The organism is Pseudomonas sp. 22515 (genome assembly GCF_052044625.1).
Classification (GTDB): domain Bacteria; phylum Pseudomonadota; class Gammaproteobacteria; order Pseudomonadales; family Pseudomonadaceae; genus Aquipseudomonas; species Aquipseudomonas alloputida.
Genome location: NZ_JBQENN010000041.1, coordinates 8696 through 19097, shown reverse-complemented (window position 1 = coordinate 19097; position 10402 = coordinate 8696). Strand labels below are relative to the sequence as shown.

The 10402-nt window shown below is 61.7% G+C and carries 13 protein-coding genes; 11 read left to right on the top strand and 2 right to left on the bottom strand.

The features are described 5' to 3' along the window. Positions 1–211: 211 nt before the first annotated feature. Complete coding sequence (locus tag ACTJJN_RS25580) at positions 212–742, top strand: RNA polymerase factor sigma-70 (RefSeq protein ID WP_003254275.1); 531 nt, start codon at positions 212–214, stop codon at positions 740–742. Between the two features lie 40 nt (positions 743–782). On the opposite strand, the gene ACTJJN_RS25575 is transcribed toward ACTJJN_RS25580, so the two are convergent. Then, a complete protein-coding gene (locus ACTJJN_RS25575; RefSeq protein ID WP_014859403.1) occupies positions 783–1583 on the bottom strand; it encodes a substrate-binding periplasmic protein in 801 nt (266 codons plus the stop codon). 171 nt (positions 1584–1754) lie between these two features. On the opposite strand from ACTJJN_RS25575, the gene ACTJJN_RS25570 reads away from it, so the two are divergent. After that, a complete protein-coding gene (locus ACTJJN_RS25570; protein ID WP_003254277.1) occupies positions 1755–2306 on the top strand; it encodes an exonuclease domain-containing protein in 552 nt (183 codons plus the stop codon). Positions 2307–2380: 74 nt separating this feature from the next. Beyond that, positions 2381–2665, top strand: a complete 285-nt coding sequence (locus ACTJJN_RS25565; RefSeq protein WP_003254278.1) for a pyrimidine/purine nucleoside phosphorylase — start codon at positions 2381–2383, stop codon at positions 2663–2665. A gap of 113 nt (positions 2666–2778) precedes the next feature. Here the strand turns inward: ACTJJN_RS25565 and ACTJJN_RS25560 are convergent, their stop codons facing one another. Next, entirely contained in the window at positions 2779–3471 is a 693-nt protein-coding gene (locus ACTJJN_RS25560) for an alpha/beta family hydrolase (protein ID WP_014755847.1), read from the bottom strand. A gap of 50 nt (positions 3472–3521) precedes the next feature. Between ACTJJN_RS25560 and ccoN (ACTJJN_RS25555) the strand changes: the two genes are divergently transcribed. The 8 genes from ccoN (ACTJJN_RS25555) to ccoP (ACTJJN_RS25520) all read left to right on the top strand — a co-directional run bounded on the left by ccoN (ACTJJN_RS25555) (position 3522) and on the right by ccoP (ACTJJN_RS25520) (position 10385). Continuing rightward, positions 3522–4946: a cytochrome-c oxidase, cbb3-type subunit I gene (ccoN, locus tag ACTJJN_RS25555; RefSeq protein WP_003254280.1), complete on the top strand. Its 1425-nt coding sequence runs from the start codon at positions 3522–3524 to the stop codon at positions 4944–4946. 13 nt (positions 4947–4959) lie between these two features. Further along, the gene (ccoO, locus tag ACTJJN_RS25550) at positions 4960–5568 is read left to right on the top strand and encodes a cytochrome-c oxidase, cbb3-type subunit II (protein WP_010955002.1); all 609 of its coding nucleotides are present in this window, start codon (positions 4960–4962) and stop codon (positions 5566–5568) included. A gap of 5 nt (positions 5569–5573) precedes the next feature. Next, on the top strand, positions 5574–5768 hold the full coding sequence (locus ACTJJN_RS25545; protein ID WP_003254282.1) for a cbb3-type cytochrome oxidase subunit 3: 195 nt from the start codon (positions 5574–5576) through the stop codon (positions 5766–5768). After that, positions 5765–6706, top strand: a complete 942-nt coding sequence (ccoP, locus tag ACTJJN_RS25540; RefSeq protein WP_440781725.1) for a cytochrome-c oxidase, cbb3-type subunit III — start codon at positions 5765–5767, stop codon at positions 6704–6706. Before ACTJJN_RS25545 ends, ccoP (ACTJJN_RS25540) begins: the two co-directional genes overlap by 4 nt. Before the next feature lie 457 nt (positions 6707–7163). Further along, complete coding sequence (ccoN, locus tag ACTJJN_RS25535; protein ID WP_003254284.1) at positions 7164–8606, top strand: cytochrome-c oxidase, cbb3-type subunit I; 1443 nt, start codon at positions 7164–7166, stop codon at positions 8604–8606. Further along, positions 8606–9214, top strand: a complete 609-nt coding sequence (gene ccoO, locus ACTJJN_RS25530; RefSeq protein ID WP_003254286.1) for a cytochrome-c oxidase, cbb3-type subunit II — start codon at positions 8606–8608, stop codon at positions 9212–9214. Before ccoN (ACTJJN_RS25535) ends, ccoO (ACTJJN_RS25530) begins: the two co-directional genes overlap by 1 nt. 5 nt (positions 9215–9219) lie before the next feature. After that, positions 9220–9411 carry a CcoQ/FixQ family Cbb3-type cytochrome c oxidase assembly chaperone gene (locus tag ACTJJN_RS25525; protein WP_003254287.1) on the top strand — a complete coding sequence of 64 codons (192 nt, stop codon included), beginning with the start codon at positions 9220–9222 and terminating at the stop codon, positions 9409–9411. Further along, positions 9408–10385, top strand: a complete 978-nt coding sequence (gene ccoP / locus ACTJJN_RS25520; protein ID WP_014859407.1) for a cytochrome-c oxidase, cbb3-type subunit III — start codon at positions 9408–9410, stop codon at positions 10383–10385. Before ACTJJN_RS25525 ends, ccoP (ACTJJN_RS25520) begins: the two co-directional genes overlap by 4 nt. Positions 10386–10402: the final 17 nt, after the last annotated feature.

The following is a 10402-nucleotide window of genomic DNA, read 5'->3' as shown; positions in this document are numbered from 1 at the left end:
GACGGGGGCAGAAATTAGCGGGGGTGAGGGTTTTGCGCTGCGTCAAGGTTGGGGGCATACCTTGAGGTATGCCCCCCTTAGAACAGAAACACCCAATAATAATTTAGTTTCGCATTTGACAATCATTATCATTCTGAATAGCTTGTCGCACGTCGTAGGAAGCGACCCACCCCTGGGCGCCTCCTTTCCCCTCTGTGACAAGGTGATTTCCATGGCGGAACAACTATCCACAAGTAAGTGCGATTCACCATTACTGCAGGCCTTCGTCGACAACCGCAGCATCCTGGTCAAGATTGCTGCCCGCATCACTGGCTGCCGCTCCCGCGCCGAGGATGTGGTGCAAGACGCCTTCTTCCGGCTCGGCGCTGCCCCGCAGATCACTTCGTCGTTCAAGGCGCAGCTAAGCTACCTGTTCCAGATCGTGCGTAACCTTGCGATCGACCACTACCGCAAGCAGACGATGGAGCTGAAGTACTCCGGCAGCGAGGAGGAAGGCCTGAATGTGGTTATCCAGAACGCCTCGCCCGAAGCCACCCATATCAACCTTGCCGCGCTGGACGACATTGCCGAAGCCCTGAACGAGCTGCCGCAACGTACCCGCTATGCGTTCGAGATGTACCGCCTGCATGGGGTACCGCAAAAGGACATTGCCAAGGAACTGGGGGTGTCGCCGACCTTGGTCAACTTCATGATCCGCGATGCACTGGTGCATTGCCGCAAGACCGCCAACCGGCAGGTCTGAGTCATTCTTCGAGAACATTGGCGAGGCCGTCGGGCGGGAATCAAGGCCTGCGCGTGCTGACTGTGATGCGGTAGGGCTCGAAAATCCGCGCCAGTTCACCGCTGTCACGCAGGCCACGCAGCAGTGCAGCGAACGTCTGCTCGCCAATAGGCGCCCCCGGGCGCAGCAAAGCGTAGTGGTGATAGACCTGGTCAATACGTTGCGAAGGCACCAACTGCGCCCTGCTCGCCGGGTTGCGTGCCAGGAAATCGCTGAGGTAGGAACGCGTGACCAGGGCGATATCGGCGCGGCCGGCCTGCACCATCAGCAGGTTGCTGTCGTGGGAATAGGTCAGGGTCGCGTTGTATGTCTTGCGCAGGTAATCGGGGTCAGCGTTGAAGCTGGCGAACGCATAGTGGTAGCCGTTGAACAAGGCCAGGCGTTTGCCGCGCAGGTCGTCGAAGTAACGCGGATCACTGCCGTTTGCCTTGCGGGAGACGAACACTTCGGCATCTTCCAGGCCCATGTCCACGGTCTGATGGGCAATCTGCTCCCAGCCCCATTGTGGGTTCTCGAAAATGGCCATGTCGGTGCGGCCCTGCTGGAAGTCACCGAAGCGCCGCTGGATAGACGTAGGTACCAGAACGAAGTGATAGTGCTGCTGCGCCCGGTTGAGTGCATCGACCAACTGCGGCAGCAAACCGGTATCGGCACCTTGCTCGGGGCGCACTGTGTAAGGCGGGAAATGGGCTGCGCCAATCTTCACTTCAACCGCCTCGCCAGCCCATACCGGTGCCGCCAACCAGAACACGGCCAGCAGCATCAGGGTGGACAAGGCCTTGAGGCCGGGCGCTGGAGTCAAGACGGACACTCATCACGGTTTATGCCTGTATGCGCTTAAGCTAGGCGTTTTCCAGGGGCGGCACAACTACTGGCGTCTGCTCTTTGTGCCAAAGCAGGCGGCAAAATGCCATAGGATGCCGTATGCCCGTACATTGGCTACGCTCTAGCAGGATCTGCATGGGAGCCTGGTATGGGCCATTGGTTGGTGATCGACCTGGAAGCCACCACCGACGATGGTGGGTGGCCGGTCACAGAGATGGAAATCATTGAAATCGGCGCAAGCCTGGTGACCCGCGAAGGCCGCGAGGTCGACCATTTCCAGCGTTTTGTAAAGCCACGGCGGCGGCCGCAGCTGACCCCGTTCTGCCGTGAGCTGACCCACATCAGCCAGGCCGACGTGGACAACGCCGCGCCGTTTCGCGAGGTGTGGGCAAGCTTCGAGCGCTGGCTGGGGCACCACCGCGGGCAGCTTCAGGCCTGGGTCAGCTGGGGCGACTACGACCGCCAGCAATTGCACCAGGAGTGGCAGCAGCACGGCCTCGACAGCCTGCTGCGCACATTGCCGCACATCAACCTCAAGCAACGCTTTGCCAAGGCCCGCCACTTGCAGCGCCCCACCGGCCTGAACGGCGCCCTGCAACTCGCCGGCATGCACTTTTGCGGGCAACAGCACAGGGCCCTGGAAGATGCGCGCAACACGGCGCGGCTATTACCGTTGACCCTTCCCGCCCACAGCCCCTGAAAGCAGATGACGAGGCCTGTGGCCTTGGGCATACTGGCCAGCCCTTTTTCAGCACCTCTTTTCAGGAGTCGCCCATGTTCCAGGTCAACGAGTACTTCAACGGCACCGTCAAGTCGATCGCATTCTCGGGCGAAGAAGGCCCGGCCACTGTCGGCGTCATGGCTCCGGGCGAATACGAATTCGGCACTGCCAAGCGTGAGATCATGCATGTGGTATCGGGCGCGCTGACCGTGAAACTGCCGGGTAGCGACAACTGGGAAACCTTCAACGCCGGTGACAAGTTCAACGTGCCGGCTGACAGCAAGTTCCAGCTGCAGGTGAAGGTGGATACCGCTTACCTGTGCGAATACCGCGACTAAGCGCCGGCCTGTTCCGGCCTCTTCGCGGGTAAACTGATCCTACAGGGTGCTGAGCCGACCTTCGATGGTGTGCGGTCCTTGTAGGTGCGGGTTTACCCGCGAAGAATCCAGCACTAATCCTTCAGGAAAACAGCAACACGTTCAGCCGCCGCCTGCAAATGCTGCTCATGGCTGAACCCCGAAGCCTTCAACGGCTTCAGGTCATGGTCCCCCGCCACTAGCCAGCTCACCTCGATCGCCGGCGACAACGCATACCCCGCCACCGCCTCGCGGTTACCCAGCGCATCCCGCTCGCCCTGCACGATCAACGTCGGTGTTTTCAACTCGGCCAGGTGCTCTACCCGTGGCTTCTCGGGTTTACCCACCGCGTAGAATGGATAGCCCAGGCACACCAGCGCATCCGCGCCCAGTTCGTCGGCCAGCAGGCTCGCCATGCGCCCGCCCATGGACTTGCCCCCGACGGCCAGCTTGCCCGCGACCAAAGGTCGCACTTGCCGGTACACCTCGCGCCAGCATTCAAGCAACACCTTCTGCGGGTTCGGCGGCCGCTTGCCACCGGTAACCCTGCGCTCGGCCATGTACGGGAACTCGAAGCGCACTACCGCTACCCCAAGCGCCGCAAGCCTTTGCGCCATTTCGTCCATGAACCCGCTGTCCATCGGCGCGCCCGCGCCATGGGCCAGAATCAGGCACCCCTTGTAGTCATCCTGACCTGCAACCCGCGGAGGATCGCAGCGCAAGCCTGGGACATTTGCGACCTTCGCCCATTGATCCCCGTCAATACCGGCACTTTGCCCATTAATCATGCTTGCCTCGCTGTAAAGCCTGCCAAATAACCGTGGATGGGAACCCATACATGAACACAACCAGCAGTACCGCCTATAACTACAAGGTGGTCCGCCAATTCGCCATCATGACGGTGGTGTGGGGAATCGTCGGGATGGGGCTCGGCGTCTTCATCGCCGCCCAGCTCGCCTGGCCGTCCCTCAACTTCGACCTCCCCTGGACCAGCTTCGGCCGCCTGCGCCCCCTGCATACCAATGCGGTGATCTTCGCGTTCGGCGGCTGCGCACTGTTCGCCACCTCCTATTATTCGGTGCAACGCACCTGCCAGACCACCCTGTTCGCACCGGGCCTGGCCGCGTTCACGTTCTGGGGCTGGCAACTGGTTATCCTGCTGGCGGCCATCAGCCTGCCGCTGGGCTATACCAGCTCCAAGGAATACGCCGAACTGGAATGGCCGATCGACATTCTGATCACCATCGTCTGGGTGGGCTACGCCATCGTGTTCTTTGGCACGCTGATGAAGCGCAACACCAAACACATCTACGTCGGCAACTGGTTCTTCGGCGCCTTCATCCTGACCGTGGCGCTGCTGCACATCGTCAACAACCTGGAGCTGCCGGTCAGCCTGACCAAATCCTATTCGGTCTACGCAGGCGCCACCGATGCCATGGTGCAGTGGTGGTACGGCCATAACGCGGTGGGCTTCTTCCTGACCGCAGGCTTCCTGGGGATGATGTACTACTACGTGCCCAAGCAGGCCGAACGGCCGGTGTATTCGTATCGCTTGTCGATCGTGCACTTCTGGGCGCTGATCACCCTGTACATCTGGGCCGGCCCGCACCACCTGCACTACACCGCCCTGCCCGATTGGGCGCAGTCGCTGGGCATGGTGATGTCGCTGATCCTGCTGGCGCCAAGCTGGGGCGGCATGATCAACGGCATGATGACCCTGTCGGGCGCCTGGCACAAACTGCGCAGCGACCCGATCCTGCGCTTCCTGGTGGTGTCGCTGGCGTTCTACGGCATGTCCACCTTCGAAGGGCCAATGATGGCCATCAAGACGGTCAACGCCCTGTCTCACTACACCGACTGGACCATCGGCCACGTCCACGCCGGCGCCCTTGGCTGGGTAGCGATGATCTCGATCGGCGCGCTGTACCACACCATCCCCAAAGTGTTCGGCAAAGAACGCATGTACAGCCTCGGCCTGATCAATGCGCACTTCTGGCTGGCCACCATTGGTACCGTACTGTACATCGCCTCGATGTGGGTCAACGGCATCGCCCAGGGCCTGATGTGGCGCGCGGTCAACAGCGACGGCACGCTCACCTACTCGTTCGTGGAAACCTTGGTGGCCAGCCACCCAGGCTTCGTCGTGCGCTTCGTCGGCGGCGCGATCTTCCTCAGCGGCATGTTCCTGATGGCCTGGAACACCTGGCGCACCGTGCGTTCGCCAGCGCTTGACGTCGCCCCTGCGAACGCCCAGTTGGCTTGAGGAGAAACGCCTGATGAAACATGAAGTCATCGAGAAAAACGTCGGCCTGATGGCCCTGCTGATGGTATTTGCCGTCAGCATCGGCGGCCTGACCCAGATCGTCCCGCTGTTCTTCCAGGACGTCACCAACAAACCGGTCGAAGGCATGAAGCCCTATACCGCGCTGCAACTGGAAGGCCGCGATGTCTACATCCGCGAAGGTTGCGTGGGCTGCCACTCGCAGATGATCCGCCCGTTCCGTGCCGAAACCGAGCGGTACGGCCACTACTCGGTGGCCGGTGAAAGCGTGTGGGACCACCCGTTCCTGTGGGGCTCCAAGCGCACCGGGCCGGACCTGGCCCGGGTCGGTGGCCGCTACTCGGACGACTGGCACCGTGCGCACCTGTACAACCCGCGCAACGTGGTACCGGAGTCGAAGATGCCGTCCTACCCGTGGCTGGTTGCCCAGCCGGTCGACAACAGCCACACCGACGTCAAGATGCGCACCCTGCGCACCCTGGGCGTGCCGTACACCGACGACGACATTGCCGGCGCCCGTGAAGCGGTCAAAGGCAAAACCGAGATGGACGCACTGGTCGCCTACCTGCAGGTGCTCGGCACCGCGATCAAGAACAAGAGGTGAGTGCGATGGAAATGGACATCGGCATGATCCGCGGTGTGGGCACCCTAGTGGTGATGATTGCCTTTATCGGCCTCACCCTGTGGGTCTTCAACCGCCGCCGCGACCGAGATTTCGCCGAAGCGCGCCTGCTGCCCTTCGTCGACGACCGCCTGCCCCCTGCCGGGCAGGAGCCTGCTGCAAAAAGGAGTAACGGGCAATGACCACCTTCTGGAGTACGTACATCAGCGTACTGACCATCGGTAGCCTGATTGGCCTGACCTGGCTACTGCTCGCCACGCGCAAGGGCCAGAGCAACAACACCACCGACGAGACCATGGGCCACAGCTTCGACGGTATCGAGGAGTACGACAACCCGCTGCCCAAGTGGTGGTTCTGGCTGTTCGTTGGCACCTTGGCGTTCTCGGTCGGCTACCTGATCCTCTACCCGGGCCTGGGCAACTGGAAAGGCATCCTGCCGGGCTATGAAAATGGCTGGACTGGCGCCAACGAATGGCAGAAGGAAATGGACAAGGCCGATGCCAAGTTCGGTCCGATCTTCGCCAAATACGCCGCCATGCCCGTAGAAGAAGTGGCGAAAGACCCGCAGGCGCTGAAAATGGGCAGCCGCCTGTTCGCCTCCAACTGCTCGGTGTGCCACGGTTCCGACGCCAAGGGCGCCTTCGGTTTCCCCAACCTCACCGACAATGACTGGCGCTGGGGCGGCGATCCGGAAACCATCAAGACCACCATCATGAGCGGTCGCCATGGCGTGATGCCGGCCTGGGCCGAAGTGATCGGTGACCAGGGCGTGGCCGACGTGGCTGCGTTCGTGGTCAGCAAACTCGATGGCCGCACACTGCCTGAGGGGGCGAAGGCCAATGTGGAGAACGGGCAGAAGATCTTCGCAGCCAACTGCGTGGCCTGCCACGGGCCGGAAGGCAAAGGTACGCCCGCCATGGGCGCACCGAACCTGACCCACCCGCAGGCGTTCATCTATGGCTCGAGCTTTGCCCAGCTGCAGCAGACCATTCGTTATGGTCGCCAAGGGCAAATGCCGGCGCAGGCCGAGATCCAAGGGAATGACAAGGTGCACCTGCTGGCGGCTTATGTGTATAGCCTGTCGCAGGATACTGCTGCTGAATCTGTGACTGCCCAGTGAGTTCGCCGGGAGAAATTCGGCGTCTGTGAGATCGAGCGCCGCCCGCGCGGCGCTCGATATCCGCCCCACCATAACCATCAAACCTTACACCCCCGCCCCACCATCCCCCTCAAACCATACCCCCCACCGCCGCCCCCCTCCCTTGCACCCCCACCGAACACAACTAAGCTTGTTGCCTCAGTGGGCTTCGCTCCGAAAGGACCGGAGCAGACGCGGCGCATGGCCTGTCGCCGCCCCAGAAAAAGCTTGACCGATCGATCAGAAAAATATGAAAAACGGTACACATTACAAATATTTATTTGTGTACAATCGCCCAGACCCGATCCCTGCGGGACATCAGTGAACGGGTCTGGACACGGGTCGGCGTACCAAAGTTGCGTTGCGGTAACCTTGCTGGTTATCAATACTGGCGCCGATTTTTCGACCAACAAGAACATCAAAACCGTGGAACCTTAGAATGAGCACAGCAATCAGTCCGACTGCTTATAACTATAAGGTCGTCCGCCAGTTCGCCATCATGACGGTGGTCTGGGGGATCCTTGGCATGGGCCTCGGCGTCTTCATCGCCTCGCAGCTGGTGTGGCCGCAGCTGAACCTGGACCTTCCCTGGACCAGCTTCGGCCGCCTGCGCCCGCTGCACACCAACCTGGTGATCTTCGCCTTCGGGGGCTGTGCGCTGTTCGGCACCAGCTACTACGTGGTGCAGCGCACCTGCCAGACCCGGCTGATCTCCGACAGCATGGCCGCCTTCACCTTCTGGGGTTGGCAAGCCGTGATCGTCGGCGCGCTGATCACCCTGCCGATGGGCTACACCACCACCAAGGAATACGCCGAGCTCGAGTGGCCGCTGGCGATCCTGCTGGCGATCGTCTGGGTTACCTACGGCCTGGTGTTCTTCGGCACCATCGTCAAGCGCAAGACCAAGCACATTTATGTCGGCAACTGGTTCTATGGTGCGTTCATCGTGGTCACCGCGATGCTGCACATCGTCAACCACATCTCGCTGCCGGTGAGCCTGTTCAAGTCGTACTCGGCCTACTCCGGCGCCACCGACGCGATGATCCAGTGGTGGTACGGCCACAACGCCGTGGGCTTCTTCCTCACCACCGGTTTCCTGGGGATGATGTACTACTTCGTGCCCAAGCAGGCCGAGCGGCCGATCTACTCGTATCGCTTGTCGATCGTGCACTTCTGGGCGCTGATCACCCTGTACATCTGGGCCGGCCCGCACCACCTGCACTACACCGCCCTGCCTGACTGGGCGCAGTCGTTGGGCATGGTGATGTCGATCATCCTGCTGGCGCCAAGCTGGGGCGGCATGATCAACGGCATGATGACCCTGTCGGGCGCCTGGCACAAACTGCGCACCGACCCGATCCTGCGCTTCCTGGTGGTGTCGCTGGCGTTCTACGGCATGTCCACCTTCGAAGGCCCGATGATGGCCATCAAGACCGTGAACTCACTGTCGCACTACACCGACTGGACCATCGGCCACGTCCACGCCGGCGCTCTCGGCTGGGTGGCAATGATTTCGATCGGCGCCGTGTACCACATGATCCCGAAACTCTACGGCCGCGAGCAGATGCACAGCATCGGCCTGATCAACGCGCACTTCTGGCTGGCCACCATCGGCACCGTACTGTACATCGCCTCGATGTGGGTCAACGGCATCACCCAGGGCCTGATGTGGCGCGCCATCAACGATGACGGCACCCTCACCTACTCCTTCGTCGAAGCCCTGCAGGCCAGCCACCCCGGCTACATCGTCCGCGCCCTGGGCGGTGCGTTCTTCGCCAGCGGCATGCTGCTGATGGCCTACAACGTGTTCCGTACCGTACGTGCCGCCAACCCGGCACAGGCTGAAGAGGCCGCCAAGATCGTCGTTGTGGGAGCGCACTGATGAAGCATGAAGCCGTCGAGAAGAACATAGGCCTGCTGGCCTTCTTCATGGTCATCGCCGTGAGCGTCGGTGGCCTGACCCAGATCGTCCCGCTGTTTTTCCAGGACGTCACCAACAAGCCGGTCGAGGGCATGAAGCCGCGCACCGCGCTGGAGCTGGAAGGCCGCGATATCTACATCCGCGAAGGCTGCGTAGGCTGCCACTCGCAGATGATCCGCCCGTTCCGTGCCGAAACCGAGCGGTACGGCCATTACTCGGTAGCCGGTGAAAGCGTGTGGGATCACCCGTTCCTGTGGGGCTCCAAGCGTACCGGGCCGGACCTGGCCCGCGTCGGCGGCCGCTACTCCGATGACTGGCACCGTGCGCACCTGTACAACCCGCGCAACGTGGTACCGGAATCGAAGATGCCGTCCTACCCGTGGCTGGTCGAGAACAAGCTCGACGGCAAAGACACCGCGAAGAAGATGGAAGTGCTGCGCACACTCGGCACCCCGTACACCGACGCCGACATTGCCGGCGCACGTGACGCGGTCAAGGGCAAGACCGAAATGGACGCCATCGTCGCGTACCTGCAGGGTCTTGGCACCATCATCAAGAGCAAACGGTGACGCTGATGGATATCGGGATGATTCGCGGCCTGGGCACCGTCGTGGTGATGGTGGCCTTCGTGGGCCTGGCGCTGTGGGTGTTCAACCCACGGCGTAAAAAGGACTTCGACGAAGCGACCCAACTGCCCTTCGCGGATGACCCCGAGGCCACTCGGCACGTCGAGCAAGCAAAAGCTTCTGGGAGCAAACAACAATGACAACCTTCTGGAGTCTGTACGTTACCGTCCTGACCCTGGGCACCATCTTCTCGTTGACCTGGCTGCTGCTGTCGACCCGCAAGGGCCAGCGCGAAGAGGTTACCGACGAAACCGTCGGGCATGCCTTCGATGGCATCGAGGAATACGACAACCCGCTGCCGAAATGGTGGTTCTGGCTGTTCGTCGGCACCATCATCTTTGCCCTCGGCTACCTGGTGCTATACCCGGGCCTGGGCAACTGGAAAGGCGTCCTGCCGGGCTATTCGTACCTGGATAACGACAAGCAGACCGAGTTTTCCAACGGCCAGCCGGGCTGGACCGGCGTGCACGAATGGGAAAAGGAAATGGCCAAGGCCGACGCCCGCTTCGGGCCGATCTTCGCCAAGTTCGCGGCCATGCCGATCGAAGAAGTGGCCAAGGACCCACAGGCATTGAAAATGGGTGCGCGGCTGTTCGCCTCCAACTGTTCGGTGTGCCACGGCTCCGACGCCAAGGGCGCCTTCGGCTTCCCCAACCTGACCGACAACGACTGGCGCTGGGGCGGCGAACCGGACACCATCAAGACCACCATCATGGGCGGTCGTCATGGCGTGATGCCGGCCTGGGCCGAAGTGATCGGTGACCAGGGCGTGGCCGACGTGGCTGCATTCGTGGTCAGCAAACTCGATGGCCGCACATTGCCTGAGGGTGCGAAGGCCGATGTGGAGAACGGGCAGAAGATCTTCGCAGCCAACTGCGTGGCCTGCCACGGGCCGGAAGGCAAAGGCACGCCCGCCATGGGCGCACCGAACCTGACCCACCCGCAGGCGTTCATCTACGGCTCGAGCTTTGCCCAGCTGCAGCAGACCATTCGTTATGGCCGCCAGGGGCAGATGCCGGCCCAGGAACAGCTGCAGGGCAACGACAAGGTGCACTTGCTGGCGGCTTATGTGTACAGCCTGTCGCACCAGGCTGAGCCGGCCAAGGCTGAGTAAGGCAGGCCTGGCCTCTT

Bases quoted from the DNA above. Each gene is read 5' to 3' on its own strand.
- ccoO (WP_010955002.1), top strand. From the start codon at position 4,960: ATGAAACATGAAGTCATCGAGAAAAACGTCGGCCTGATGGCCCTGCTG.
- ccoO (WP_003254286.1), top strand. From the start codon at position 8,606: ATGAAGCATGAAGCCGTCGAGAAGAACATAGGCCTGCTGGCCTTCTTC.
- ccoP (WP_014859407.1), top strand. From the start codon at position 9,408: ATGACAACCTTCTGGAGTCTGTACGTTACCGTCCTGACCCTGGGCACC.
- ACTJJN_RS25570 (WP_003254277.1), top strand. From the start codon at position 1,755: ATGGGCCATTGGTTGGTGATCGACCTGGAAGCCACCACCGACGATGGT.
- ACTJJN_RS25565 (WP_003254278.1), top strand. From the start codon at position 2,381: ATGTTCCAGGTCAACGAGTACTTCAACGGCACCGTCAAGTCGATCGCA.
- ACTJJN_RS25560 (WP_014755847.1), bottom strand. From the start codon at position 3,471: ATGATTAATGGGCAAAGTGCCGGTATTGACGGGGATCAATGGGCGAAG.
- ccoP (WP_440781725.1), top strand. From the start codon at position 5,765: ATGACCACCTTCTGGAGTACGTACATCAGCGTACTGACCATCGGTAGC.
- ccoN (WP_003254284.1), top strand. From the start codon at position 7,164: ATGAGCACAGCAATCAGTCCGACTGCTTATAACTATAAGGTCGTCCGC.
- ACTJJN_RS25525 (WP_003254287.1), top strand. From the start codon at position 9,220: ATGGATATCGGGATGATTCGCGGCCTGGGCACCGTCGTGGTGATGGTG.
- ACTJJN_RS25580 (WP_003254275.1), top strand. From the start codon at position 212: ATGGCGGAACAACTATCCACAAGTAAGTGCGATTCACCATTACTGCAG.
- ACTJJN_RS25545 (WP_003254282.1), top strand. From the start codon at position 5,574: ATGGAAATGGACATCGGCATGATCCGCGGTGTGGGCACCCTAGTGGTG.
- ccoN (WP_003254280.1), top strand. From the start codon at position 3,522: ATGAACACAACCAGCAGTACCGCCTATAACTACAAGGTGGTCCGCCAA.